This is a genomic window from Thioclava sp. NS-SX20 (assembly GCF_057380695.1).
Genome location: NZ_CM170816.1, coordinates 609,827 through 636,686 on the forward strand (window position 1 = coordinate 609,827; position 26,860 = coordinate 636,686).

Sequence of the window (26,860 nt, forward strand, 5' to 3'; positions counted from 1 at the left end):
ATCCGCAGCGAAGGCCCGATGCGGCTGGACCGCTATATGGCGCTTTGTCTGCTGGACCCCGAGGCCGGATATTATGCCACCCGCGACCCGTTCGGGCAGACGGGGGATTTTATCACCGCCCCCGAAATCAGCCAGCTTTTCGGCGAGATGGTGGGGCTGTGTCTTGCCCAGTCATGGATGGATCAGGGCTGCCCTGCACCTTTCCTGCTTGCCGAAGCCGGTCCGGGCCGTGGCACTTTAATGGCCGATATCCTGCGGGTCGTGGCCCGCGTGCCGAACATGGCCGATGCCGCGCGGATCCATCTGGTGGAGGCCTCGGCCACGCTGCGCGGAATACAGGCTGAAACCCTTGCAGGTTACGAGGTGACATGGGCCGATGCTGTGGACGCCCTTCCACAGGACAGGCCGCTGTTTTTTGTGGCCAATGAATTTATCGATGCGCTGCCCATCCGGCAGTTCACCCGTACCGAGACCGGCTGGGCGGAAACGCAGGTGGGGGCCGAGGGTGGCCAGCTCAGGGCAGGGCGTTCGCCTGCCACGCGGCTTGCGAGGCTCGAGCCGCGCTTTGCCGCAACCGCCCCCGGAGATGTCGTCGAGATCTGCCCGCAAGCGGCCACGGTCGTCGAGGCGGTCGCGCAGCGTCTGGTGCGGGGCGGGATGGCGCTCTTTGTCGATTACGGGGACTGGCGCAGCCTTGGCGATACATTTCAGGCGCTGCGCGCGCATGTGCCGGTTGATCCTTTTGCCACGCCCGGCGAGGCGGATCTGACGGCCCATGTGGATTTCGAGGCGCTTGCTTGCGCTGCGCGTGCCGCAGGTGTGGCTGCGAGCGCGATGACGCCGCAAGGGCTGTTTCTGGAGCGGCTGGGCATCACCGCGCGGGCGCAGGCGCTCGCCAAAAAGTTGAGCGGCGCGGCGCTTGAGGCGCATATTGCCGCACATCGCCGCTTGACCCATCCCGAAGAAATGGGTCAGCTATTCAAAGCCCTCGCGCTTTATCCCGAGGGCGCCCCATTGCCGCCGGGGCTTTCTCCGTCGGGGTGATCCTGTGCTCTTTACGTGTTGGCCCCTCTGCCGAGTATGGGCCGGTTTCCGATCCAATAGAAGCTGAAGAAGATGACAGATACGATGGCCACCACGCTTGAACTCCTGACTTCCCCGATGTTGCGCCCGATCCGGCACGGTTTCTTCACGCGAAAGGGCGGCGCGTCTTCGGGGATCTTTCAGGGCTTGAACTGCGGCGGGGCGTCGAGCGATCTGTCCTCGGCGGTTGAGGTCAACCGTGCGCGCGTGGCCGAGGCGATGGAGGCGACCCCCGCCCGTCTTGCGGGGATGCGTCAGGTCCATTCGGCGGTGGCAGCGGTGGTCGAGGACGCTGCGGCCCCTGCGCCCGAAGCCGATGCGCTTGTGACCAGAACGCCCGGCTTGGTGCTGTCGGTCCTGACCGCGGATTGCCAGCCGGTGCTGTTTGCCGACCCCGAGGCAGGGGTGATCGGCGCGGCCCATGCAGGCTGGAAGGGCGCGTTGAACGGCGTGCTGGAGGCCACTTTGGACGCGATGGAAGGTCTGGGGGCGGCGCGGGCCAATATCCGTGCGGTGATCGGGCCGTGCATCTCTCAGGCAGCCTATGAGGTGGGCGAGGATTTCATGGAGACCTTCCTGATGGAAGATCCTGCCTATAGCCGTTTTTTTGCCGGTGGCCCCAATGGCCGCCCGATGTTCGATCTGCCGTCTTTCGGGCTGCACCGCTTGCGCGCGGCAGGGGTGGGGCAGGCCGAATGGATTGGCCGCTGCACCTATGCCGAGCCGGAATTCTTCTATTCCTACCGCCGCACCACCCATGCCAAAGAGGCCGATTACGGGCGGCTCATCTCAACCATCCGGTTGTGAGACGCCCGCTCGCTGCTTCGGAAGTGATAAAGCCGCCCCGAAGGGCGGCTTTTGTGTCAGGCTCAGTCTTCCATCGCTTCGAGTTCGTCGATGAAGCCCGCGATCATCGACAGGCCCTTGTCCCAGAAGGCGGGGTCCGAGGCGTCAAGGCCGAAGGGGGCCAGGAGCTCTTTGTGGTGTTTCGAGCCGCCCGCTTTGAGCATGTCGAAATATTTCTCCTGGAAGCCCTCAAGCCCGCCCTCATAGGTGGCGTAAAGCGCATTCACCAGCCCGTCACCGAAGGCATAGGCATAGACGTAGAAGGGCGAATGGACGAAATGCGGGATGTAGGTCCAGAAGGTCTCATAGCCGTCCATGAATTCGAACGCCGGACCAAGGGATTCGCCCTGCACCGACATCCATAGCGCGTTGATCTGATCCGGCGTCAGCTCGCCCTCGCGGCGGGCTGCATGCAGCTTGCACTCGAAGTCATAGAAGGCGATCTGGCGCACGACCGTGTTGATCATATCCTCGACCTTGCCCGCCAGAAGCACCTTGCGCTCGGCAGGGGTTTTGGCCTTTTCCAGCATCTTGCGGAAGGTCAGCATCTCGCCGAAGACCGACGCCGTCTCGGCCAAGGTCAGCGGGGTCGAGGCCAGCATCTCGCCCTGACCTGCGGCCAGACATTGGTGCACGCCATGACCCAGCTCATGCGCCAGCGTCATCACATCACGCGGTTTGCCAAGGTAATTCAGCATCACATAGGGGTGGACCGTGGTCACCGTCGGATGCGCAAAGGCGCCCGGAGCCTTGCCCGGTTTCACCCCCGCATCGATCCAGCCACGGTCGAAGAAGGGCTTGGCGATCTCGGCCATGCGGGGATCGAAGGAGGCATAGGCCTCATCGACAATCGCGCGCGCCTCGGACCATTGCACATCGCGCGGCGCTTCAATCGGCAGCGGCGCATTGCGGTCCCAGACCTGCAGCGTTTCAAGGCCCATCCATTTGGCCTTCAGCTTGTAATAGCGGTGCGAAAGCTTTGGATAGGCCGCCACAACCGCATTGCGCAGCGCCTCGACGACCTCGGGTTCGACATGGTTCGACAGGTGGCGCGCGGCCTGCGCCGAGGGCATCTTGCGCCAGCGGTCCTCGATCTCTTTCTCTTTGGCCAGCGTGTTATGCACACGGGCAAAGAGCTTGATATTGGCACCGAAGACGCGGGCCAACTCGCGGGCGGCGGCCTCGCGGGTGGCGCGGTCGTGATCGGCCAGAAGGGTGGTGGTGGATTCGAGGTTCAGCACCTCGCCATTGACGGTGAACTCCAGCGCGGCGGTGGTTTCGTCAAACAGGCGGTTCCAGGCAGCAGACCCCACAACCGACTGGTCGTGCAGGAATTTTTCCAGCTCATCCGATAGCTGATAGGGCTTCATCGCGCGCATGCGGTCAAAGACCGGCTTGTAACGGGCAGCCGCCGCATCGGCGAATTGCGCCTTATAGGTGTCATCCTCGATGCGGTTGAATTCGAGGCTGAAGAATACCAGAGGCGTCGTGAAAGCGGTAATCTTGTCTTGCGCATCCGACATCATCTTGGCGCGCTCGGGGTCGACGGTGTTCTGGTAATAGCGCAGACCGACGTAGGACATGATGCGGCCCGCCGTGGTCTCGATTTCCTCATAGCGGCGGATGCATTCGGCCATTTCCGCGCCCGAAAGCGTGGCCAGCTTGCCTTCGTAATCGGCGGCAAAGCTTGCACAATCCTTTTCGACCTTGGCCATATCGGCGGCATATTCGGGGCTGTCGGGCGCCGGATAGAGGTCGCTCAGGTCCCATTCGGGCAGGGCGCCGAACTTGCCGGTGCCTGCGGTTGCGTTTGCATCCATGACGGGGGTTTTGAGATGAAGCGTCATCATATCCTCTTTGCCGTATCTCCCAAGAGATAGGATGCATGGCGGGCGAGGGGAAGGGGGCGGCGGTTTTGCAGGGCCGCGCCCTGCCGGTTTTTTGCGGGGTTTGACCAATTTGCCAAGCCCGAGCGATTTTTGTCAGGGAATTCTTGCCATTCGGCAAAACCGGACAAATTATTATCGTCATAATGATCAAAAAAAGCGTCCGGTCATCGGGCGGGCTCGGGGAGAAGAAGATGCGGGTTCAGCAAAGGATGCGCCCATTTGTAGGGATATTTTGCCTAAAAAATAATCCTGCGACTAAATTTCATACGTTTTTTGCGGGTTCGATACCATGCAGGGCGCGGGTCAGCTTCCGTTCGCGAAATGCCTTGCCTAGGCTTTCCTTAAGTGGCGAAGGAGTCGAGGCACAATGACCCAGCATTTCAACGAGATGTATGATGGTGGCCGGGTGCGGGAGCCCTATGCGCGGCTGGAGGGCTGGACCAATGCCATGCCCGCCGAATTGCGCCAGATGAAACAGGCAGAGGCCGAGCAGCTGTTCCGTCGTATCGGCATTACCTTTGCCGTTTATGGCGAAGGGGGGGACCCTGACAGGCTGATCCCCTTTGACATGTTCCCCCGCGTGTTCACCCAGAAGGAATGGCGCAAGCTGGAAGCGGGGATCAAGCAGCGGGCGCGGGCGCTGAATGCCTTCCTAAAGGATGTCTATACCAAGGCGGAGATCGTGCAGGCCGGCAAGATCCCTGCAAAGCTGGTCTACCAGAACGAGGCGTTCGAGCGGGCTGTAATGGGGTTTGTGCCTGCGATGGGCATCTACAGCCATATCGTGGGCATCGATCTGGTGCGCACGGGGCCGGAGGATTTCTTCGTGCTGGAGGATAACTGCCGCACGCCCTCCGGTGTCAGCTATATGCTGGAGAACCGCGAGATCATGATGCGGATGTTCCCCAAGCTGTTCCATGAAAACCGGATCGAGCCGGTGGATGGCTATGCCGAGGCGCTACGCCGGACGCTGGCCTCGGTCGCGCCAGCCAAATGCGACAAGGACCCGACGATTGCGATCCTGACGCCGGGCCATTTCAACTCGGCCTATTATGAACATAGCTTCCTTGCCGATCTGATGGGGGTCGAACTGGTGGAAGGGCCGGATCTCTTCTGCGAGGGCGGCTTTGTCTGGATGCGCACGACGGAAGGCCCGAAGAAGGTCGATGTGATCTACCGCCGGATCGATGACGCCTTCCTCGACCCGCTGTGTTTCCGCCCCGATTCCATGCTGGGCGTGCCGGGGCTGATGGATTGCTACCGCTCGGGCGGGGTCAGTATCTGTTCTGCGCCCGGTGCGGGTGTGGCCGATGACAAGGCCGTCTATACCTTTGTCCCCGAGATGATCCGCTTCTATCTGGGCGAAGAGCCGATCTTGCAGAACGTGCCTACTTGGCAATGCGCCAAGCCCGATGATCTGAAATATGTGCTGGCGAACCTGCCGGAGCTGGTGGTGAAGGAAGTGCATGGCTCGGGGGGCTATGGCATGCTGGTCGGCCCCAAATCGACCAAAGAGCAGATCGAGGCCTTCCGCCGCAAGATCGAGGATGATCCCGATAATTACATCGCCCAGCCGACGCTGGCGCTGTCGACCACGCCGACCTTCGTCAACGAGGGGGTGGCCCCGCGCCATGTGGATCTGCGGCCCTATTGTCTGGTGGGCGAGAAAATCGAACTTGTGCCCGGCGGTCTGACGCGGGTTGCGTTGACCGAAGGATCCCTGGTGGTGAATTCCTCGCAGGGCGGGGGCGTTAAAGATACTTGGGTTCTGGCGGAATGAGGGGGGAAAGGCCATGCCGAGAGACAGCTATACTGGAAATGCCACCCGTTTCGAGAGGAGAGGTGGCATGCTAAGTCGTACCGCTGAAAACCTGTTCTGGATCGCGCGCTATATCGAACGCGCCGAGACTATGGCGCGGCTGCTTGAGGTCGGCGCGCGCATCACCATGATTCCGCAGGCGCATGGGGATGGCTATCGCAGCGAATGGGAAAGCCTGTTGCAGGCGTCGGGCACGGCCAAGGGCTTCGATGCCAAATATGGCGACCCCGTGCAGCGCAATATCGAAAGCTATCTGTTCTTTGACCGCGACAACCCGTCTTCGGTGATTTCCTGCATCGAGCGGGCGCGGGAAAACGCGCGTATCGTCAGAACCGCGATCTCCGGCCAGCTCTGGGATGTGCTGAACATGGCCTTTCAGGAGCTGCGCCAGCTTGAACGCCGTCCGCGTTCCGAACTGGAGCTGACCGATCTGACCGAATGGGTCTCGCGGCAGGCGACGATGGTGCGTGGCGCCATAGATTCCACGCTTTTGCATAATGACGGCTATCATTTCCTCAATATCGGCTTCGCGCTGGAACGGGCCGATAATACGGCGCGGCTGCTGGATGTGAAATATTATGTGCTGCTGCCCTCGCTGGATTTTGTGGGGTCCGAGCTGGACAGCTATCAGTGGCATACGCTGCTGCGCACGCTGCAATCGCATCGGGCCTTCCACTTTGCCTATGGGGGCGAGCTTTCGGCCCGTAAAATCGCGCATTTCCTGATTCTCAATCCGCAAAGCCCGCGGTCGTTGATCACGGCGACCGAGAAAGTCACCTATCATCTGGAATGCCTTGCCCGCGATTACCGCAAATCCGGCCTGCCGCAGATGCGGGCGCGCGCGCTTCTGGGCGAGTTGCAGAAGGCCACCGTCGAGGAGGTGTTCGACGAGGGGCTGCATGAATTTCTGACGCGGTTCATCGGGGAGGTCTCGGGCCTGACCTCGACCGTGTTCGAAACCTATCTTTCGGGCGAGGCGCGATGATACTGACGGTCGAACATGTGACGGTATACGACTATGACGCGCCGATGCGCAGCTCGGTGCAATCGCTCAGGCTTTTTGCCTCGCGCCATGACGGGCAGCGGGTGATTGACTGGGATGTCTCGGTGCAGGGCGGCATATTGGGCGGTGCGTTCCGCGACGGCGCGGGCGACCGCATCGAGGGCTGGTCGGTGCGCGGGCCGATGGAACAGCTGCGCATTTCGGTGCGCGGGCGGGTCGAAACGAATGATACCGCCGGTATCCTGCGCGGCCATCGCGAAACGATCAACCCTCTGGCCTATCTGCGCGAGACCACGCTGACCCATGATGATGGCACCTTGTCGAGCCTCGCCCTGCGCGGTGTGAAAGGGGAGGAAGATCCGTTGGAGCAGGCGCATCGGCTCTGTGTGCTGACCGCCGAGGAGGTGGAATATCAGGCCGGAGCAACCGAGACCCGCACCACCGCAGCCGAGGCGCTGGCCCATAAGAAGGGCGTCTGTCAGGATCAGGCCCATGTGCTGATCACTATGGCACGTTCGATGGGGATTCCCGCCCGCTATGTCACCGGCTATCTTTTTGGCGAGGGAGACACCGCGCGCGAGGAAGCCAGCCACGCCTGGGCCGAGCTTCATGTGCGCAATTACGGTTGGGTCGGGTTCGATCCGGCAAACCGGTGCTGTCCCGATGCGCGCTATATCCGTATCGGGTCGGGCCTTGATGCGCAGGATGCCGCGCCCATTCGCGGCATTGCACAGGGGCTTGGCGAAGAGCGCATGAATGTTTCCGTTGCTCTGGAAAGCGTGCAGCAATAAATCGGCGCTGTAATGAGTGCTGACGAATCGCCCGGGGATCATCATGACCTATTGTGTCGGACTGCTGCTGGATGCCGGAATGGTGCTATTGTCCGATACGCGGACCAATGCCGGACTGGATAATATCTCGACCTACAAGAAGATGTTCACCTTCGAACGTCCGGGGGAGCGGGTGATCACCGTGATGACGGCGGGGTCGCTGTCGGTCACGCAGACCACCATCGCGCAGTTGCGCGAGGCGATCGATGATCCCGAAGCGACAGCGGACCAGTCGATCATGCTGGCTCCCACGATGCTGAAAGTGGCCGAGATCATCGGTGCGACGCTGGCGCGGGTGCGCAGTTCGATCAATGCCAAAATGGAGATGTCGCAAGTCTCGACCTCGGCCTCGATGATTGTGGCGGGGCAGCGTCAGGATGGTGCGATGCGGATGTTCCTTGTCTATCCCGAAGGCAATTTCATCGAGGCCACCGAAGACACGCCCTTCCTACAGATCGGCGAGCATAAATATGGCAAGCCGATCCTTGACCGCGTCGTGCGCATGTCGACCTCGCTTGACGATGCCAAAAAGGCCGTGCTGCTGTCGATGGATTCCACCCTGCGGTCCAATCTGTCTGTGGGGATGCCGCTGGATCTGGCTGTTATCCGCAAAGGTGCGCTATGTCTGGGCGAGACCACGCGGATCGAGGCGCAGGACCCGCAATTCATGGCGATGTCGCAGGCATGGTCGGATGTGCTGCGCGACGGGTTCTCCGAGATCCAGATCTGAGGGTCAGAGCGCCTTTTCGAAAGCGGCGACGCACCCGTCAAAAAACTGTTTGCGTCGTGCGGCGCTGTCCATCATGACCTCGTGCTCTGCCCCGTCGATCCAGTCCAGAACGCCGCGGCGCCAGCCGCGCATGCGGTAATCGACCGCCGCGACATCGATGATGCGCTCGTCCGTGCCCACCGAGCAGTAGCAATGCATATCGGGGGCAGGGCGCATCGCCAGACGGTCGCATTCCAGTACGCTCTCGGCGGCCCAGCCCAATGTCGGCCCGCCAAGAGCCAGCTTGGGCACGCGGGTGACGTGATCGACAAGAAACGCCCACATCTCGCGGTCTTTGGTCAGCAGGTTATCCTCGAAACGGGTCTTGAGCACATAGCATTCCGGCCCCATGCCGGGCGGGAAAAGGCCGGTAAGGCGCATCTGCCGGATCAGCTTGGCAAGCGGTTTGCGGATTAGATGCAGGGGCGGGGGCAGTTTGAGGCCGAACATCGGGGCGGAAAAGGCACAGGCCGCAAAAGGGCTGCCATCCATGATCCGGCGCAGCGCGATGGCACCGCCCATCGAATGGCCGACCACAAACCAGGGGCGCGGCAAGCCGAGCAGGGCTGCGTTCTCGATCACTTCGTCAAGGTCGCTCTGGAAGGCGTCGAAATGGCTGACATGCCCTTTCATCCGGTCTTCCAACGCACGGTCGGCCAGCCCCTGCCCACGCCAGTCTATTGCCAGCGTGGCAAAGCCGCGGGCGGCAAAATCGGCGGCGGCAGGGCCGTATTTCTCGATATATTCGGTGCGGCCCGGCAGAAGGAATACGGTGCCACGGGCGCTGGGCGGTGCGGGCCAGATACCCATGCGGATGCGCACCCCGTCTGCCGTGCGCAGCCAGAACGCCTGACCGCCATCGGGTCCGCGCGCCATGTCGGCATAAAAGGGGGCGGGGGTCATTTGGCCAGCGCCTGCCCCAACTGCATGGCCAGCCCCATCGGGCCGTCCAGTTTCAGCTTGCCGGTCATATAGGCGCTCATCGGATTGACGGTGCCCCCCAGCATGCCCTCGAAGGTCTCGCGCGAGGCACTGAGCGTGACATCGGCGGGGGTTTCGGCGTCGCCTGCGCGCACGCCTTGCGGGTCCGCGATGATGGCGCCTTCATCATGGATCACGAATTTCGCGACCTGCGGAAACCCTTCGGGCAGGCGTTTTTCGAGGGCTTCGACGGCGGCGGCGATAACTTTGCTCATGGGGTGCTCCGAAAAGTGATATCAGGGGGCTCGATTTCGAACTCGTTTCAGGTACTCTTTCACCATGAGCACGATCCAATGGACAGACAAATTTTTCGTTTCTTTTCGGCGGCTATGTGCCGTTTGTCTGTGTATGAGCCTGTGTTTAGCAAAGGCATGGGCGGAGTCTGCGGCCACGCATGCCGATTCGGGGGTGGATAGTGCCTTCAGCGAGCTGGCCGATCCCGACAATGCGGCATGGGCGCGGGCGCAATCGGATATCGAAAGGGCATGGTCGCGTTCGGGGTCTGCAGCGATGGATCTTTTGCTCAAGCGTGGGGAGGATGCGCTGGATGCAGGCGATAGCGAGGCCGCCATCGAGCATCTGACGGCGCTTGTCGATCATGATCCCGACTTTGCGGCGGGGTGGAATGCGCGGGCGCAGGCCTATTATTCGGCAGGGCTTTATGGCCCCGCGATTGCGGATCTGGCGCAGACCCTGCGTCTGGAGCCGCGCCATTGGGTGGCGTTGGCAGGCATCGGAACGATCCTCGAGGAAACCGGAGACAATAAGCGCGCGCTGAAAGCCTATCAGGCGTCTTTCGGCTTGAATCCGCATCAGGAGGATGTGAAAGACGCGATTGACCGGCTTGAAAAGGAGCTTGGTGGCAAGGCGCTCTAGCCTGCCACGGGCACGAAAGGAACCATGTCTGGACGAGTGACAGCGGTCCTTGGGCCGACCAATACCGGCAAAACGCATTACGCCATCGAACGGATGCTGGGGCATCGGACGGGCATGATCGGCCTGCCGCTGCGTCTTCTGGCGCGCGAGGTCTATGACCGGATCGTGGCGATGCGCGGGCCGTCGGTGGTGGCTTTGGTGACGGGGGAGGAACGCATCGTCCCCGAGCGCACGCAATATTGGGTCTGCACCACCGAGGCGATGCCCGATAATATGGGCGTGGATTTTCTGGCCCTGGACGAGATCCAGCTTTGTGGCGACCCCGAGCGCGGCCATGTCTTTACCGACCGTCTGCTGAATGCGCGCGGTCTGCACGAGACGCTGCTTCTGGGCTCCGAGACCATGAAGGGCGCCATTGCTGCGCTGGTGGATCGGGTGCAATTCACCCGCCGCGAGAGGTTTTCCAACCTGAGTTATTCGGGGTCAAAAAAGACCTCGAGGATGCCGCCGCGTTCGGCCATCGTCGGATTCTCGGTGGATAACGTCTATGCCATCGCTGAACTTCTGCGCCGTCAGAAGGGGGGCTGTGCCGTGGTGATGGGGGCGCTCAGCCCACGGACCCGTAACGCGCAGGTTGCCATGTATCAAAATGGCGATGTCGATTATCTGGTGGCGACCGATGCGATCGGCATGGGGTTGAACCTTGATATCGACCATGTGGCCTTTTCCTCGACGGTGAAATTCGATGGCCGCCGGATGCGGTCGCTGTTTCCCTATGAGATCGGCCAGATCGCAGGAAGGGCAGGGCGCTACAAGACCGATGGCACCTTTGGCGTGACCGGCGAGGCGCGGCCCTTTGAGGAGGGCGTTGTCGAGGCGGTGGAAAACCACCGTTTCGCGCCGCTGGACCGTTTGCAATGGCGTAACTCCAAGCTGGAGTTCGGCACGACCGAGCGGCTGATCGCCTCGCTGGAACAGCAGCCCCAGCACGAGCGTCTGACGCGGGGCCGCGAGGCCGATGACCTGCGTGCGCTGAAGGCGCTGACCGCGATGCCCGAGGTGATCGACCGCCTTTCCAGCCCAAAAGATGTGCGGCTGTTGTGGGATGTGTGCCGCATTCCGGATTTCCGCTCGATTTCTGAAATGGAACATGCCACCCTGCTGGCGCGGATTTTCGAGTTCTTGCAGACCGGAAAAGGTGTGCCTAGCGATTGGCTGGCGCGTCAGGTCGAGAGGATTGATCGGGTGCATGGCGATATTGATGCCATTTCGCGCCGATTGGCGTTTATCCGCACATGGACCTATGTCGCTCAGCGCAAAGGCTGGGTAGAAGACGAAATGCATTGGCGTGAGGAGACTCGCGCTGTAGAAGACAGATTGTCAGATGCGTTGCATAGCGCGCTGACCCAACGATTTGTGGACCGGCGCACGAGTGTGTTGTTGCGGCGGCTCAAGCAGAAGGAGACCCTCGTGGCCGAGGTGAACGACAAGGGTGAAGTGACGGTTGAAGGCGAATTCGCTGGCCGTCTGGATGGATTCCGCTTCCAGCAGGACGGTACGTCCAGCCCCGACGAGGCGAAAATGCTGGCCCGTGCGGCCTATGAGGCGCTCAAGCCCGAATTCAGCCTGCGGGCGGATCGGTTCTATAATGCCCCCGACACAGAGATGGACTTCACCGAACAGGGTGGTCTGATGTGGGGCACGACGGCTGTCGGCAAGCTGGTGAAGGGCGATGATCCGCTCAAACCCTCCGTGCAGGCTTTCGTCGATGACGAGGCGGGCGCGGATGTGGCCGAGAAGGTCACGCGCCGCTTGCAGCATTTCATCGACCGTAAGGTTGCAGCCCTCTTCGAGCCGCTTCTGGCGATGTCGCGCGATGAGGGCGTGACGGGGCTGGCACGCGGTTTTGCCTTCCGTCTGGTGGAAGGCATGGGCATCGTCCCGCGCGAGGATGTGGCCAATGAGGTCAAGGATCTGGATCAGGAATCGCGCGGCCTTCTGCGCAAGCATGGTGTGCGCTTCGGCCAATATACCATCTTCCAGACCCAACTGCTGAAGCCCGCGCCGACCCGTCTGCGTCTGGTTCTGGCCTCGCTTTACGACGGTCTCGATGACTTCCCCGAAAGCCCGCCGCCGGGTCTGGTGACCATCCCGAACGTCGAAACGGTCGACCGTACCGCCTATATCCGCGCGGGCTATCGCCCCGCAGGCAGCCGCGCGATCCGCATCGACATGCTGGAACGTCTGGCCGATCTACTGCGCAGCCAGGACAGCCGTGGGGGCTTTGAAGCCAACCCCGATATGCTGTCGATCACCGGCATGACGCTCGAGCAATTCGCCGATCTGATGCAGGGTCTGGGCTATGAGGCCGAGAAGGGCGAGCGCGAGAAAGCCAAGCCTGTCGCGGTCCCCGCGCCGAAGGCTGAAGGCGAAGCCTCGAACCCGATCCCCGAAGAGCAGAGCGTTGTGGCCGAAGAGGCCGAGGCAGCCGCTGCCGAAGGCCCCGAGATGGAGGTCTTCTACACCTTCAAATGGGTGCCGCGTGCGCGCAACCGTGGTCCGCGTCGCGAGGCGGGCGAAGGTCAGGGCCGTGGCAATCAGGGTGGAAAGCGCCGTCCCGAGGGCAATCGCCGCAATGACGGCGAACAGCGTCGCGGTGGCAAGCCGGGCAATAAGGGCAAAGGCGGCCCCAAGGGTGGCCAGAAATTCGAGGCGCGTCCGCCGAAGAAAGAAAAGCCCATGGATCCCGATAGCCCCTTCGCGATCCTCGCCCAGCTCAAGGACAAGAAATAGGTCCGATGGCCGGGGGTCCGCAGATCCGCATCGACAAATGGCTGTGGCAGGCACGGTTTGTAAAAACCCGCACGCTTGCCGTCAGTCTTGTGTCGGGTGGAAAGCTGCGGATCAATGGCCAGAAAATCACCAAGCCCGGGCGGTCCATCGGCCCGGGCGATATTCTGACCCTTTCCATGCAGGGCGGGGTGAAGGTGCTGGAAGTGCTTGCCTGCGGCGAGCGGCGCGGACCGGCACCGGAGGCGCGTCTTTTGTATCGCGACCTTGACGAAACAGGCGTTTCGCCCGACCCCGATGATGTAGAACAGCCCGTCTGATCCGTGTCGCTTTTGCGCAAGGCCCGTCTTATGCTGCGCGGCTGTCTTGCATCACGGGCGTCTTGAGGCTACGAAGCCTCAACATCCAATTATGACCGGATTCGTGCCATGACCTATGTCGTTACCGACAACTGCATCAACTGCAAATACACGGATTGCGTCGAGGTGTGCCCGGTGGATTGTTTCTACGAGGGCGAGAACACGCTGGTGATCCACCCCGACGAATGCATCGACTGCGGCGTTTGCGAGCCTGAATGCCCCGCAGATGCGATTCGCCCCGATACGGAACCGGGGATGGAAGACTGGGTCGAGATGAACCGTAAGTATTCGGAACTCTGGCCGGTTCTGACGCAGAAAAAAGATCCGATGCCCGATCACGAGAAATATGACGGTGAAACCGGCAAGCTGGAGAAATATTTCAGCGAAGCGCCGGGTGAGGGCGATCAATAACTCTTTAGAGTTGTTCAGGAATTCCTGAAAATGCCAAAGATGCCTTGTCGCGTCTTTGGCATTTTTCTGTTGGCGGGGCTGTTGCAGAGTGCCGGTTAACTAAAGGTTTTATTAATCTTGAGCTGTGCGGCTGTGACGCCGTGCTTTCCTGAGGCCCAATTTTATGGTATGGTCTTGGCACAATAGATCCGGACCTACCTGCTACGGACTGCTCACCGTATCAGTGATCTCACAGACCTACGGCACCTCAACGGCGCTTCGGCAGCCGAGGGTGTCTTTTGCTCTGTTTGTAAGGGCCAAACGGATTGGCTGCAAGGAAGCGACTGAATGACCAAGACCAAAAAATCGGAATTCCGCCCTGACGATTACGTTGTGTATCCCGCTCATGGTGTCGGCAAGATCATGTCGATTGAGGAACAAGAGATTGCCGGCCTGAAGCTTGAACTTTTTGTCATCTCCTTCGAAAAAGACAAGATGACCCTTCGCGTTCCCACCGCAAAAGCGACCGAAGCAGGTCTGCGCGGTCTGGCATCTGCAGATGAGGTGGCGCGTGCGCTCAACACTCTCAAGGGCAAGGCCAAGGTGAAACGTGCCATGTGGTCGCGTCGGGCGCAGGAATACGAACAGAAGATCAACTCGGGTGATCTGCTGTCCATCGCCGAAGTCGTGCGCGACCTGCACCGTGCCGATGACCAGCGCGAGCAATCCTATTCCGAGCGTCAGCTTTACGAAGCGGCTCTCGAGCGCCTGACCCGCGAAATCGCAGCCGTTTCGGGCACCGACGAGGCCGGTGCCGCGAAGAAAGTCGACGAGGTGCTCGACAGCCGCGCTGCGGCCTGATCGGGCGACCGGTCATGAGAACAGGGCGGGTCCTTCGGGGCCCGCTTTTATTTTTGGGTAGGCCGGTTTTCGGGCTCCGGCTGTTTTGGCGGCCCCATGCGATGACGCATCCTCGGGCAAAACCTCATGGCCGCATGTCTCCCGCTTTGTGCAAGGCGCGTGCCTAAGAGGCGCGGCGAACAGGCACAGCCGATACGCGGGCCGCGCTATGATTGATCCAGTTCGCCGACACTTGCCGGACGGTCGGTATCGACCTGCGGCGGGGGGGCGGTATCGCCCCGCATGGCAAAGCGCTGCGCGATCGCGGCCTGCAGACCCGCATTCAGCTCTTTGGTGCGCGCGATATATTCAAGGTTCTGCTCGATCGGCACACCGGGTTTCCAGACCTCGGCCAGCTCGCGGACCATCGCGCGATCCATCTTGAAGAAGATCCGTTCCAGCTCGGCCGCCTCATATTCGGACAGTCCCACATTTTCCAGCACGTAGCGGCCCACCCGCAGCGAGCTGTCATACATCTCGCGGACGATGTCATTGGCACCGGCCTTGTAAAGTTCGTAGACATGGACACGGTCGCGGGCACGGGCGACGATATGCAGATCTGGCCGCAGCTTGCGCGCATAGGTCACCAGACGGGTCACGGCATCCTTGTCATCAAGGGCGGCCACCAGCACCTGCGCTTTCATGATCCCTGCGGCAGCCAGAAGCTCGGGGCGGGTCGGGTCGCCGAAATAGCCTTTGTAGCCGAAAGCGCGCATCAGCTGGATCATCTTCAGGTCATTATCCAGCATGGTGGTCCGGAAGCCCGACATGGTGACAAGCTGGTTCACCACCTGACCAAACCGCCCGATCCCCGCAATGATGATGGGCTGCTGCTCGTCGATCTCGTCGGGCTTCGGGGTCTCTTCGCGCTGGCGCGAGGCAAGGACGCCCTGCAGGATGAACAGTAGCGGCGTGATCAGCATCGACAGCGCGATGACCAGCAGCACTTTTTCGGCCAGCGCCGTGGGGAAAATCCGCTGTCCGACAGCGAAAGACACCAGCACAAAGCCGAATTCCCCCGCTTGCGCCAGACCCAGCGTGAAAAGCGAGTGGTCGCGCCCCTGCATTTTGAACAGGTGGGCCAGCCCGTAAAGCACTGCGATCTTGATGGCGACAATGCCGACCACCATGCCGGTAATCTGTAGCGGGGCGCTGAGGAAGACGGCAAAGTTGATTCCGGCCCCGACAGTGATGAAGAACAGCCCCATCAGCAAGCCCTTGAACGGCTCGATCGAGGCTTCCAGCTCGTGGCGGAATTCGCTATCGGCCAGAACCACCCCCGCAAGGAAGGTCCCCAAAGCGGGGGAAAGCCCCACCATATTCATCAGCGTTGCGATGCCGACCACGATCAGAAGCGCAGTGGCCGTGTTCATTTCCGGCAGGCGGGTGCTTTGCACAAAGCGGAAAATCGGGCGGACAAGATAATGCCCCGCCAGCACGACAAAACCCACGGCAGCCAGCGTCAACAGCGTCACACCCCAGCCGGGTAGGGTGGCGATGAAGGTGGAGACGGGGTTATGGGCTTGCGCCTCGGCCTTGGCAAGCGCCCGTGCACCCGGTTGTGCCAGCAGGGGCAGGATGGCCAGCATCGGGATGACCGCGATATCCTGCGTCAACAGCACCGCAAATGTCGATCGTCCGCCCTGCGTCTGCATCAGCTTGCGCTCGTTCAGGGTTTGCAAGACGATCGCCGTCGAACTGAGCGAGAAAATCATCCCCAGCGCGAGCGCAATCGAGAGCGGCTGTCCCAAGATCATCGCGAACAGCGTGACCACGACAAGCGTGATCACCACCTGTAAACCGCCAAGGCCGACCAGCTTGTCCCGCATGGCCCAAAGAGCGCGCGGTTCCAGTTCCAGTCCGATCAGGAACAGCATCATCACCACACCGAATTCGGCGAAGTGCTGCAGGTCATCCATTTCCGAGCCGGTGAGCCCGAGAACGGGGCCGATCATCAGCCCCGCGATCAGATAGCCAAGCACCGATCCAAGCTTGGCACGGGTGGCCAGCGGCACGGCGATGATCATTGCCAGCAAATAGAGCGTTGCCTGAAGCAGAAAAGCTTCCATAGTCCGATCACGTCTTTCAATTCAGGGTGCCACGCACCGCCCGTCACCGTGCGGCGCGCAAGTCCCGCAGGGTTTTCGCAAGGCTAGTCCAGATAGCGGTCCGGAAAAACTGGATTTTCCGTGTAATGCGTCGCAATACCTGCTCACGCCCAAGCGATGGGCAAGGATCAGCCGTCGATCAGGTTGATCCGGTACGCTTTCGAGCCTTTCTGGTAGGTCAGCGACTTGTCATTAATGGCTGTGACCTGACCGCCATCGAAGCGATCCCCGATCTGCACTTTCACAAACCGCCCGTTGGGCATCCGCAACAGGGCACGGCGGTTGCTCTGGCTGCCATAGACGCCGATCAGGTTCACCTGATTGAGACGAATCGCATTATCATCCGTTGCCGCTTTGGCGACAGAGGCGGCCGTGGGCATGTTGGGCGCGGCTTTCGCCTCGGGCTCGTCATCCGCTTCAGGCGCAGTCGGGGCCGAGCGCGCGGTCTGCACGGGGGCGGGTTTAGGGGCGGCCTTGGGAGCTGCGGGCGCTTTCGGCGCAGGGGCGGCTTCGGCAGGCCGGTTGGCCATAGCGGCGGCCAAAGCGGATTGCACAGCATTCGAGAAATTCTGCGGGCGTCCCATCGGTCGGCGCGAGACGGTGACCGCCTGATCGGTGGCCGATGCCATCGCAGCTTGCGCGTCCTGCGCGGCTTTTTCTTCGGCGGCGCGACGGTCGGCCTCGGCCTTGGCGGCATCGGCCACAGCCGCAGGGCGCGCCCTGAGCGGCGAGGCGCTGGACAGGCGCGGATCATTGACCACTGCGCGCGCCTGTTCGACAGGGGCCTCTTCGGCAGCTTTGGCGTCTTGCGAGGCCTCGGCCTCAGGCTTTGTCTGCTCCTTTACCTGCTCGGGCTTGGCAAGCGGTTTCGCATCGGGGGTCGTGGGGGGCGTGGGGGCGGTCTTGGTGTCCGCAACCGGCGCCGCGGTGGCTTCGGGCGCAGCAGCGGGAGCCGGTTTGTCCTGCGCCGCTTGCGCGGCTTTCTCGACCGCAGCGGGACGGGCTTTCGGTGTTTTGCCTTTGAGAGCCGGTGCCTGATAGGGCATCGGTTTGCCGGTCGCCTCGCTATAGGCGAATTTGACATCCTCCGGACGGGCGCGCGGCAGGCGGTCCGGCTTGCCGGCCACCAGCATGAATTTTCCGGGCATCAGCACCCCTTCGGGGGTCGGCGTGACCGTGCCATCTGCCTGCACGCGGGCAAGCTGGTTATAGGGCGGCGGCGCAGCGGGGGCTGTTGGCTCGGGGTCGCGTTTGGGCGGCGTGCTGAGCGTGTCGACATGCCCCGTCATGGCCTGAGCGGCAGCCTCTTGCCCCGTGCCGGTCGGGGCCGTTTGGGGCTGTACCGCCGGAACGCCTTGCGCCGGCGTGTTTTCGGCTGTGGAGGTTTGTTCCGAGCCGGCTTGCGCAAGCGCCGTCGGTGATAGCGCCTGCTGTTCGGTGGCGCTGACATCGGTCTGCGCGGGGTCGGTCGTGTCTTCTCCGCCCATCAGCATGGCGATAATGGCCAGAACAAGGATCAACGCACCCGTCAGGATAAGGCCCAGATAGCGGGGCTTGCCGCCGATGGTGTCACCCAGATCGCGCGTCGGCGCGTCGGTTTCGTCCTCGGCGGAGGGGGGCGTGGTGCCGACACGCGCGGTGATCGAGATCCTGTCGCGCCCGTCGCGTGCCCCCGAGAGGGGCGGGGAATCCTCGGCCAGAGGTCGGCGCGACACTGCGGGCGTGTCGAACGCCGGATCGGCCACGGGCTTGCGCAGCGCGCCCTCTTTGCGGGCCGGTTTGTCCTTGCGCCCTGCGGCGCGGCTGTCGCGATGCTCTGACTGCGCCACAAGATCGGCTGCACTATGGCGGGGCTCTGCCGTTTCGCGTTCGGCATAAAGGGCGGGTCCGGCGGCCTGTCCCGAGACCGGCATATCACGGCGCGCCCCTGAGAGCTTGCGGGTCGGGCCTGCACCTGCCGCCGTGCCTTCGGACATATGCGCGGAAAGTGGGGCTTCGCTGCCCGGCAGCTCTTCCGGACGATCCACACCGAATTCCGCCCGCAGGCGGTCAAGGTCGCTTTCCGGAATCGAGATGCGGTCCGAGCCGTTATGATGCCACTGGTTTTGCGGTGCGGCGGGTGCGGACATCGAGGGCGTCTGCGCGAAACCGTCCTCGTCCTCGTCCTCGGCATAGGGGCCGGATTCGGTGCCGAAATCGCTATCGTCCCACTGACGGTCCTGCCAAGGCTCGTCTACCGGCTCCTGACCATATTCGGCCAGCTCCTCTGCCAGCGACGGTGGAGGAGGGCTGTCTTCGGGGGCGTCTTGCCATTGCGGCGCGGCGGGCGTGGTGAATTCGGATGGGGCAGGGCTCTCCGGTTCGGCTGGAGGAACCGGCAGCTCGGGCTGTGGTGGCGCGGGCTGTGGCAGCTCCTGTGGCGGATAGTCCGGTGCGGGCAGGTCCTCTGCCGGAGGAAGCTCGGGCGCGGGCAGGTCCGGCTCTGGCAGATCTGGCGTGGGCAGCTCCGGCGCGGGCAACTCCGGCTCTGGCGGTTGCGGCTCTGGGTCTTGTGCGGGGGGGATATCCGCAGGGGTATAGGCCGCTTCTTCGGCTTCGCGGGCCGCCTGTTCGGCCATAAGCTGGTCATTCTGTGCCGCGCGCGCGGCTGCGGCGGCAAAGGCGGCCGCCCCGTCTTCGGGGGTGCAGATGACCATCGCATCGGTATCGGGCTGCACATGTTCGCCCTGTGCCAGATAGTCCGGTGCGAATGTTGTCATGCCGAACCACGGCTCGCCAACAAATTCCTCGCCCTTGGGGATCGCGACGAAAGACACGGGGCGCATCCCGTGGGTTTCGGCAAAATCCTCCGCCTCGCGCAGCGTGTCGCGGGCGATCACGGCCACATGCACGGTCTTTCCGGGGCCGGACCAGTCAAATACCAGATCGCTGACCGGATAAGGCGTCATGTCGATCAGCGCGGCTTCGATCTGGCGGCGGCGCTCGGCAATGGTGGGGCCGGGCGCATGCACCGCCGTATAGAGGATCTGCGTCGCGGGAATCGCAAGCTTGGTGGTGAAGCCCTGGCCGCCCAGCTGGACCGCTTTGGCGCGCAGCTTCGACATCTCGCTTTCCAGCGTTTCGGCGTCACCAATCGATACCTGACCATGCTCTGACCAGCCATATTGATGGCGTTCAAGGAGACTGACATTCTCTGCCGAGAAATTCAGGGCGAATTGAGGTTTCATGGTCTAGCTCGGTGCGTCTCATCGGTGCCTGTAAGCACCGTTTTGGTGTTTTGTTACTGGTAGCCGAGAACGGCCTTCAAGAAAAGCGGCGAACCACTGACAACGAAGAAATTGATCGCCATATCGGCGAGGCGCTGCCGGTTGGAGCAGCCAAGTCTGGCAGGGCGCGCGGCACTTTTCCCGCTAGGATTTAGCGCAGCCACAGGCCCTCGCGCTTGATCGCGTTACGGATCACTTTTTCGCGGCGGGGCAGGTCGTTCTGGTCGAAGAGCGCGCGGATCTTCTTGCCCTTGCCTTGCAGCACGAGCTTCTTGATCGGTTCATAGGCTTTCAGGATTTTTTTCACCTTGTTCGGTGTGCAGACCTCTTCGACCATCGCGATCGCGGCATCGCTTTCGCGGGCATAGAGCAGAGGCAGCGTGCGGTAATGGCAGGATGTCAGGCTGTCGAGGCCCGCCAGTTCCGGTCCGGGGCGGCCACCTCCCAAGGAGGCGATCACAAGCGGCAGGGCAATCTGGTCCAGCCACGGGTCAAGCGACTGGCAGGCCAGCTCGTCAGGGGTATTGTCGCGGATCGACAGGGCATAGCGCAGAAAGCGCGTGCCGAATTCCTGCGCATCCGCCCCCAGAAACCAGCCCGCATTGAAATAGAGGAACCGCTCCCAGTATTCTTCCGGCTGTCCGAGGTCGAGTGTCGGCTCGAAGGGGATCTCGAAGCGGTCATAGAGGCACTTCCAGATGTCATGATAGCCCGGCCCGTAAAGCGGAGGCTCGGGCCATGTGCCTTCGCGGCGCATGGAGGCCGTGGGATAGTCGAAATCGATCGCCAGATCGCTGAGCGGCCCCGTAAAGACGGTATCGGTGTCGAAAAAAAGGAAGGGCTCTGGGGGGAGTGCCAGCAGGGCCTCGATCTTGTTGCCATAGGGGTAGCTCTCGCCGAAATGCCGGTTCTCGAAGCTGATGATCTCGGCGCCTTCGGCCTCCAGCAGGGCGCGGGTTTCGGCAGAGATGGCCGTTGGCTGCGACCAGCGCGCGCCTGTCGGCTCGGCCACGATGAGCCGCCCCTTGAAATCGGGATTGCAGGCCCGGAACGAGCGCACGAAAATCACGGCCTCATGTTCCAGCCGCCCCTGCTGCGCGACGCAGAATACGATGAAGTCTTTCTGGGTCTTTGGCATCGACATGCAAAGGCGCTCCGGAATTATGGAATATTTATAATACGAGTCAGACTAGCACGGATAATGCCAGAATGTCTTTCGAATATTTCGCGGATTTTCAGGAGCTTACAGCGTCTCACCAAACCCTTAGAGGGTAGTGGTGGGTGACCCTGGAATCGAACCAGGCATGGGTCTCCCCGGCGGAGTTACAGTCCGCTGCCGCACCTTGCAGCACGTCACCCGACGCTGTGAGGGGGCTTTTACGGACAGTGATCGGGAGCGTCAAGCGCCTTTTTTCATTTTTCTTGCAACTCTTTCTCGGGCTTGCCAATCGTCGCGCAAATGCGCAGGAAGAAGATCAAGTATATAAGGGGAATCCGATGAAAAAGCCGGCTTGGGTTATCGATAAAGAACGCTCCAAACGCGCAGCGGCAGCCGAAACCGTCTGGTTGTTCGGCCTGCATGCGGTGCGGGATGCGCTTGTAAACCCTGATCGCACCCGTCTGCGCCTTGTCCTGTCGAAGAATGCGGCTGACAAACTGGCCGAGGCGATCGCGCAATCCGGTATGGAGCCGGAAATCGTCGATGTGCGCCGCTTTGCGAAAGATGTGCCCATTGCCGAGGATTCGGTCCATCAGGGGGCGGCTTTGGAAGTGAAGCCGCTTGATTGGGGTAAGGTGACGGATTTGTGCGAGCCGGGGCAGGCATCGCCGGTGGTGGTCCTGCTGGACCGTGTCACCGACCCGCATAATGTGGGGGCGATCTTGCGCTCTGCCGAGGTATTCGGGGCGCGTGCCGTGGTGGCACCGCATCGCCATTCGGCCCCCGAGACAGGGGCTCTGGCGAAAACCGCCTCGGGGGCGCTGGAGCGCCAGCCCTATCTGCGGGTGAAGAATCTGGGCGATGCCATCGAAGAGCTGCAGAAGATCGGCTATGTTGTCTATGGTCTGGCGGGCGAGGCCGAGATGACTTTGGCCGAAGGTCTGGCAAAATCGCCCGATCTGCCGATTGCTCTGGTGATGGGCGCCGAAGGGCCGGGGCTGCGCGAGCGCACGCGCGAGCTGTGCGATCATCTGGTGAAAATCCCCTTCGCGGCAGATTTCGGGTCGCTCAACGTGTCGAACGCGGCCGCCGTGGCGCTTTATGCGGCCCAGAATCGCGGCGCCACCAAGGCGTGACCCAAGCGCCACATTCGAGGAAAAATGCGCTTCCGTCGTTCACATGCGCGCGATTTCAAGATTGTGGCCTTTTAATTGCCCGGATGCTTTCTAACTTGAATGACAGGAGGCGCAGTATCGGAACCACTGCGCTTCGAACACTGTCCCTCGTTCCGCACTCGCGCCCGGCCTTATGGTCTGGGCGCTTTTTTCTGGGGCAGAGCGTTACCGGAGGATATGATGGTTTCTGATGCCAAGCTGCGCGAGATATTCGCAACCACCAAGACCATCGCCCTGGTCGGCTATTCCGCGCATCCTGACAGGCCGTCGCATATGGTGGCCCGTTTTCTACAGGCCAAAGGCTATCGGGTGATCCCCGTCAATCCCGGCCTTGCGGGGCAGACGGCCTTGGGCGAAACCGTATATGCCGATCTTGCCGCGATCCCGCCGGAGATCGAGGTGGATATGGTGGATATCTTCCGCCGGTCGGAGGCCATGCCGGACATCACCCGCGACGCCTTGGCCCATCTGCCGCATCTGCAGGTGGTCTGGATGCAGATCGGCGTCGGCAACGAGGAGGCCGAAGCTCTGGCACGACAGGCGGGCAAAACCGTGGTGGCTGATCGCTGTCCGAAGATCGAAATGCCGCGACTTGGCCTGTAAAAACCAATAGATCTTGCAGTGGCTGCTTAATATTTTTGCACTGACCGAATAAAATCACTGCAAATGCGTGAAATTGCGCGATTTTCTCGTCAAAATTCAAAAGCACTGCTATGAAAATGTGCCGGAAGTGAAAAGACAAACGGGACAGGCGATGGAATTTGATGTGGGTGCGAGATTGCGCGCGGTTCGTAAGGCGCGCAAGATGTCACAGCGGGAAATGGCGACAAAGTCGGGCATTACCAATGGGATGATCTCGTTGATCGAGGGCAATAAGACCAGTCCGTCGATCTCGTCCCTCAAGAAAATTCTTGAGGCGCTGGATCTGACATTGTCGGAATTCTTCGAGAGCGATGCGGCGGTGGTGGACAAGTTCGTGTTCCGCCACAACGAGTTGGAAAAAATCACCCCCGAGCAGGTGGACGGGGCGGGGATCAACCCGCTGTCCAGTGCGGCCACGCTGCGGCGATTGGGCTATAGTCAGGGCAGCTCCCTGCTGATGCTTTACGAGACCTATGAGCCCGGCGCCGATACGGGCGAGCCCTATACGCATGAGGGCGAGGAAGCGGGCTTCGTGGTCGAGGGAGAGCTGCTTTTGGAAGTCGATGGCGAGGTCGAGGTGCTGCAGGTCGGGGACGGGTATAAATTTGCCAGCACCAAGCCGCATCGTTTCCGCAATATCGGCTCGGAACGTTGTGTGGTGATCAGCGCCTGTACGCCGCCAACCTTCTGATCTGTCTGCTGCATGAAAAAAACGCCCGAGGAATTCCTCGGGCGTTTTCATTTGTCGGATCCGGCGACAGTTTTACTGGATGCCCATCAACAGGCGCGGCAGCCAAAGCGACAGATCGGGGCAGAAGGTGACGATCATGGTCATCGGCAGGTGCCCGAAGATCAGGAATTTCATCGTCGGTTTGATATATTTATCAAGCGTCAGTTTCGAGACACCCCCCGCCATATAAAGCATCGGCGCACAGGGCGGCGAGACGTTGCCCAGACCCAGATTGGTGCCGACGATGGCGGCAAAGTGGATCGGGTGCACGCCCAGATGGTTGATGACCGGCAGGAAGATGATTGCGGCCAGAACCGAGCCCGAGATGTCATCCACGATCATCCCGATGAACAGCAGCACGACGTTGATCAGCAGCAAGATGACGATCTTGTTGTCCGACAGCGACAGCATGGCCTCGGCCACTTCTTTCGGGATCTGCTGCAAGATCATCGCGCGGCTCATCATGAACAGGAAGAACAGCACCGAGATGATGGATCCGGTGGTGATGGCCGAGCGCACGAAGGAGGTGGCGAAGCTGCGCACCGTCAGCCCCTTATAGATGAAGAAGCCCACCGGAATGGCGTAGACCAGCGCGATGGCGGCAGCTTCGGTCGGCGTGGCGATCCCCGAATAGATCACGCCAAGGATCAGAACCGGCATCAGCAAGGCCCAGAACGCCTTGAGGCCCGAACGGCCGATATTCTGTACCGATTGCTGGAAGTCGAGCTTTTCTTCGACCTTGATCGTGTCGACATTCCGCAAGAAGACGAAGTTCAGCACGACATAGATCAGTGCCAGAAGCAGGCCGGGCACGAGGGTCGACAGGAAGGCTGCCCCGACCGACAGGCCGCCGGTGATCGCGAAAACGATCATCGGGATCGAGGGCGGGATCATCAGCGCCAGCACCGAAGAACATGCCACAAGGGCTGTCGCATGTCCTGCGGGGTAGCCTTCGCGCACCATGCGCGGGATCATGATCTGGCCGATCGCGGCAATGGCTGCCGAAGACGACCCCGAGATCGCGCCAAACAAGGCGCAGGTGATCACGGTCACGGCCCCGAGGCCGCCTTTGACGCGCCCGACAAGCGAGTTCACGAAGTTCAGAAGCCGTTCGGAGATTCCGCCTTCGGCCATCAGCGTCCCTGCCAGAACAAAGAGCGGCAGCGCCAGAAGGGCGAAGCTGGAGGTGGTCTGATAGGCGTAAGGCAGCAGGAAGGATACATCCGAGCCGCTTGCCAGCCCGAAGATCAGCGCGCCCGTCCCGAAGGCCAGCGCAATCGGCATTTCCGCCAGCAGCAGGATGACGACAAGCGCCATAGAGAGGAAGAAGATGGTCATTGCTCGGACCCTTTCGACTGGCTCGCCGCCAACAGGACAGGATTGCGGAAGACGCAGATCTGGTTAACGAATTGCAGGGCCAGATAGAGAACCATGCCGCCGAAACCGAAAATCAGTGACGACGACCACAGCCAGCGCGGCCAGCGCATGTAGGAGCTCATGCGGTTCTTGTCGATTTCGAACATGGCATAGCGGATGGCGTAATAGGCGAAAACCGCCGCAGCGATCAGCGAAAGCACCGTCATCACGATGCGCACAAGCTGGATGGCGCGCGGGTTCTTGACCACCAGCGTCAGGATGCCGCCGTGGATATGCTCGCCGTTGCGGGTCACATAGGCCATGCCCAGAAAATAGGTCCACACCCCGAAAAGAAGGGCGATCTCTTCAATGCCGACGAAGGGCGAATGGAAGACATAGCGCAGAAGAACCTGCGCGAACATCAGCCCGGCCAGAGCGAGGCCGAACACGAATAAGGCGGTAAAGATAATCCCCGCCAGAACTTTCTCTGCCGACAGGACGGCTTTGTAGAAGCCTGTGGGCTGCCATTCGGGAATGGCTGTCAGTTGATCGGGGATCTCGGTCGGGTCGATTTCAGCGACATAGATATAGGAATCCGCGCCGACCGGTTCGCGCGGATGCTGCTTGGATGAACGGGTCATGAAAGCCTTCGGAGGATCAGGAAAAAGAAACCCGGCGTTGTCAGACAACGCCGGGACGACACAGGCAGAGATTACTCGATGCCCGCAGCTTTACGCAGTTTGCCCATGATCTCGGGGCCAACCACTTTTTCCATTTCCGGCCATTCGGTATCGTAAACGATCTTCTTGGCAGCGGCCATCTGTTCGTCGTTCAGGTGAACAATCTCGACACCGGCATCTGCCGATTTCTGGATATATTCGTCGCTTTTCGCTTTGGCTTCGACCCATGCATGGTCGATGACCTTATCGGCAGCCGCCTGAATTTCGTTACGCTCGTCTTCGGGCAGGCCATCCCACCAGTCTTCGTTCACCAGCCAGAAGGCGGTTTCGAAATAGTCGTTGGTCAGGATGTTGGCATCCAGAACGTCGCGCATGTTGTAGGTCTCGACAGCGGTCGAGAAGGCGCGGGCATCAACGGTGCCCAGCTGCAATGCGGTGTAGACTTCGGCCAGCGGGATCGGCACGGCCGAGAACCCGAGATTGGAGAAGCGGTCCACTGCGATTGCGACACCGGGGACGCGGATCTTCACGCCTGCCGCATCGGCAGGGAAGTTGACCGGACGCGCCTTGACGCCCTTGCGGATGACCACAGACCCGAAATCGGTCGGGATCAGGCCGATGGCATGCAGGCCCATATCGTGCAGGATGTCGTTATAGACCGAAAGCATATCCGAGCCGGGGCCATAGACGCGCTTCGCGTCGTCCCAGTTGTCCACAACATAGCCGAGCCAGCTGAGGTCGAGGCGCTGATCGAACTCGGATGCGCCCCAGGTCAGGCTCATCGGCACGACGCCTTGCATGGTTTGCTCGAACAGCGAGGTCCAGTCGCCCAGATCACCGGCGGGATGATAGTCGACATTGATGTCATCGCCCAAGTCGGCAATGAATTCCTCGGAGAGCGAGTGGAACACGTGTTCGGTGTTCATGGCATGCGCCAGAATGAACGTGTCTTTTGCGTGGGCGGGCGCGAAGCTGGCAAGCGCACAGAAAGCGGCTGCGCTGGTTGCGCGAAGAAGAGTCTTGATCGACATGTTAATTTTTCCCCTGTTGTAGGTCCAAAGGACCGATAACCGGTTTTGGCTAACATGCACGGTCTTGTTACACAAATATATTAAACAACGATCCACTGTATCGGGGAAATATTCGTGCAAACTTCTGCCGAGGCCACAAATTTTATTACAAAGATGCATATATATTAATCATCACGCG

Annotated in this window: 23 protein-coding genes and 1 tRNA gene; 14 read left to right on the top strand and 10 right to left on the bottom strand. The window is 61.2% G+C overall.

The features are described 5' to 3' along the window. The first annotated feature begins 18 nt into the window (after positions 1-18). Both AC2ISB_RS03090 and pgeF read left to right on the top strand, forming a co-directional pair. On the top strand, positions 19-1,044 hold the full coding sequence (locus AC2ISB_RS03090) for a class I SAM-dependent methyltransferase (RefSeq protein WP_486576745.1): 1,026 nt from the start codon (positions 19-21) through the stop codon (positions 1,042-1,044). A gap of 72 nt (positions 1,045-1,116) precedes the next feature. Next, on the top strand, positions 1,117-1,890 hold the full coding sequence (pgeF, locus tag AC2ISB_RS03095) for a peptidoglycan editing factor PgeF (protein ID WP_339109352.1): 774 nt from the start codon (positions 1,117-1,119) through the stop codon (positions 1,888-1,890). A gap of 62 nt (positions 1,891-1,952) precedes the next feature. On the opposite strand, the gene AC2ISB_RS03100 is transcribed toward pgeF, so the two are convergent. After that, positions 1,953-3,776: a M3 family oligoendopeptidase gene (locus AC2ISB_RS03100; RefSeq protein ID WP_486576746.1), complete on the bottom strand. Its 1,824-nt coding sequence runs from the start codon at positions 3,774-3,776 to the stop codon at positions 1,953-1,955. A gap of 409 nt (positions 3,777-4,185) precedes the next feature. Between AC2ISB_RS03100 and AC2ISB_RS03105 the strand changes: the two genes are divergently transcribed. From AC2ISB_RS03105 to AC2ISB_RS03120, 4 genes are all read left to right on the top strand, one after another. Further along, entirely contained in the window at positions 4,186-5,598 is a 1,413-nt protein-coding gene (locus AC2ISB_RS03105; protein ID WP_339109353.1) for a circularly permuted type 2 ATP-grasp protein, read from the top strand. A 67-nt stretch (positions 5,599-5,665) separates the two neighbouring features. Further along, entirely contained in the window at positions 5,666-6,622 is a 957-nt protein-coding gene (locus AC2ISB_RS03110) for an alpha-E domain-containing protein (RefSeq protein ID WP_339109354.1), read from the top strand. Beyond that, positions 6,619-7,431: a transglutaminase family protein gene (locus tag AC2ISB_RS03115; RefSeq protein ID WP_406720480.1), complete on the top strand. Its 813-nt coding sequence runs from the start codon at positions 6,619-6,621 to the stop codon at positions 7,429-7,431. Before AC2ISB_RS03110 ends, AC2ISB_RS03115 begins: the two co-directional genes overlap by 4 nt. A gap of 43 nt (positions 7,432-7,474) precedes the next feature. Then, a complete protein-coding gene (locus tag AC2ISB_RS03120) occupies positions 7,475-8,200 on the top strand; it encodes a proteasome-type protease (protein ID WP_339109356.1) in 726 nt (241 codons plus the stop codon). A gap of 3 nt (positions 8,201-8,203) precedes the next feature. Here AC2ISB_RS03120 and AC2ISB_RS03125 read toward each other — a convergent pair whose 3' ends face one another. Then, positions 8,204-9,142: an alpha/beta fold hydrolase gene (locus tag AC2ISB_RS03125; RefSeq protein WP_406720481.1), complete on the bottom strand. Its 939-nt coding sequence runs from the start codon at positions 9,140-9,142 to the stop codon at positions 8,204-8,206. After that, a complete protein-coding gene (locus tag AC2ISB_RS03130; protein ID WP_339109358.1) occupies positions 9,139-9,435 on the bottom strand; it encodes an SCP2 sterol-binding domain-containing protein in 297 nt (98 codons plus the stop codon). The genes AC2ISB_RS03125 and AC2ISB_RS03130 overlap by 4 nt, the downstream gene beginning before the upstream one ends. A gap of 133 nt (positions 9,436-9,568) precedes the next feature. On the opposite strand from AC2ISB_RS03130, the gene AC2ISB_RS03135 reads away from it, so the two are divergent. The 5 genes from AC2ISB_RS03135 to AC2ISB_RS03155 all read left to right on the top strand — a co-directional run bounded on the left by AC2ISB_RS03135 (position 9,569) and on the right by AC2ISB_RS03155 (position 14,496). Next, the gene (locus AC2ISB_RS03135; protein ID WP_486576076.1) at positions 9,569-10,096 is read left to right on the top strand and encodes a tetratricopeptide repeat protein; all 528 of its coding nucleotides are present in this window, start codon (positions 9,569-9,571) and stop codon (positions 10,094-10,096) included. A gap of 24 nt (positions 10,097-10,120) precedes the next feature. After that, positions 10,121-12,889, top strand: a complete 2,769-nt coding sequence (locus AC2ISB_RS03140) for a helicase-related protein (RefSeq protein WP_486576077.1) — start codon at positions 10,121-10,123, stop codon at positions 12,887-12,889. Positions 12,890-12,894: 5 nt separating this feature from the next. Further along, a complete protein-coding gene (locus AC2ISB_RS03145) occupies positions 12,895-13,206 on the top strand; it encodes an RNA-binding S4 domain-containing protein (RefSeq protein WP_339109361.1) in 312 nt (103 codons plus the stop codon). 108 nt (positions 13,207-13,314) lie between these two features. Next, positions 13,315-13,656: a ferredoxin FdxA gene (fdxA, locus tag AC2ISB_RS03150; RefSeq protein ID WP_339109362.1), complete on the top strand. Its 342-nt coding sequence runs from the start codon at positions 13,315-13,317 to the stop codon at positions 13,654-13,656. Between the two features lie 327 nt (positions 13,657-13,983). Further along, the gene (locus AC2ISB_RS03155) at positions 13,984-14,496 is read left to right on the top strand and encodes a CarD family transcriptional regulator (protein WP_339109363.1); all 513 of its coding nucleotides are present in this window, start codon (positions 13,984-13,986) and stop codon (positions 14,494-14,496) included. A 206-nt stretch (positions 14,497-14,702) separates the two neighbouring features. Here AC2ISB_RS03155 and AC2ISB_RS03160 read toward each other — a convergent pair whose 3' ends face one another. From AC2ISB_RS03160 to AC2ISB_RS03175, 4 genes are all read right to left on the bottom strand, one after another. After that, positions 14,703-16,604: a cation:proton antiporter domain-containing protein gene (locus AC2ISB_RS03160; protein WP_339109364.1), complete on the bottom strand. Its 1,902-nt coding sequence runs from the start codon at positions 16,602-16,604 to the stop codon at positions 14,703-14,705. 167 nt (positions 16,605-16,771) lie between these two features. Next, positions 16,772-19,870: a hypothetical protein gene (locus tag AC2ISB_RS03165; protein ID WP_486576080.1), complete on the bottom strand. Its 3,099-nt coding sequence runs from the start codon at positions 19,868-19,870 to the stop codon at positions 16,772-16,774. A gap of 190 nt (positions 19,871-20,060) precedes the next feature. Next, positions 20,061-21,053, bottom strand: a complete 993-nt coding sequence (locus tag AC2ISB_RS03170; RefSeq protein WP_339109366.1) for a hypothetical protein — start codon at positions 21,051-21,053, stop codon at positions 20,061-20,063. A gap of 131 nt (positions 21,054-21,184) precedes the next feature. Continuing rightward, positions 21,185-21,268, bottom strand: a tRNA-Tyr gene (locus AC2ISB_RS03175). Positions 21,269-21,406: 138 nt separating this feature from the next. Between AC2ISB_RS03175 and rlmB the strand changes: the two genes are divergently transcribed. The 3 genes from rlmB to AC2ISB_RS03190 all read left to right on the top strand — a co-directional run bounded on the left by rlmB (position 21,407) and on the right by AC2ISB_RS03190 (position 23,576). After that, entirely contained in the window at positions 21,407-22,204 is a 798-nt protein-coding gene (rlmB, locus tag AC2ISB_RS03180) for a 23S rRNA (guanosine(2251)-2'-O)-methyltransferase RlmB (RefSeq protein WP_486576082.1), read from the top strand. 216 nt (positions 22,205-22,420) lie between these two features. Further along, positions 22,421-22,846 carry a CoA-binding protein gene (locus AC2ISB_RS03185; RefSeq protein WP_339109368.1) on the top strand — a complete coding sequence of 142 codons (426 nt, stop codon included), beginning with the start codon at positions 22,421-22,423 and terminating at the stop codon, positions 22,844-22,846. 151 nt (positions 22,847-22,997) lie between these two features. Next, positions 22,998-23,576 carry a cupin domain-containing protein gene (locus AC2ISB_RS03190; protein WP_339109369.1) on the top strand — a complete coding sequence of 193 codons (579 nt, stop codon included), beginning with the start codon at positions 22,998-23,000 and terminating at the stop codon, positions 23,574-23,576. A gap of 72 nt (positions 23,577-23,648) precedes the next feature. Here AC2ISB_RS03190 and AC2ISB_RS03195 read toward each other — a convergent pair whose 3' ends face one another. The 3 genes from AC2ISB_RS03195 to dctP form a co-directional block, all read right to left on the bottom strand. After that, on the bottom strand, positions 23,649-24,953 hold the full coding sequence (locus AC2ISB_RS03195) for a TRAP transporter large permease (RefSeq protein ID WP_339109370.1): 1,305 nt from the start codon (positions 24,951-24,953) through the stop codon (positions 23,649-23,651). After that, positions 24,950-25,612: a TRAP transporter small permease gene (locus AC2ISB_RS03200; protein WP_339109371.1), complete on the bottom strand. Its 663-nt coding sequence runs from the start codon at positions 25,610-25,612 to the stop codon at positions 24,950-24,952. The genes AC2ISB_RS03195 and AC2ISB_RS03200 overlap by 4 nt, the downstream gene beginning before the upstream one ends. 71 nt (positions 25,613-25,683) lie before the next feature. Next, complete coding sequence (gene dctP, locus AC2ISB_RS03205; RefSeq protein ID WP_339109372.1) at positions 25,684-26,682, bottom strand: TRAP transporter substrate-binding protein DctP; 999 nt, start codon at positions 26,680-26,682, stop codon at positions 25,684-25,686. Positions 26,683-26,860 lie beyond the last annotated feature (178 nt).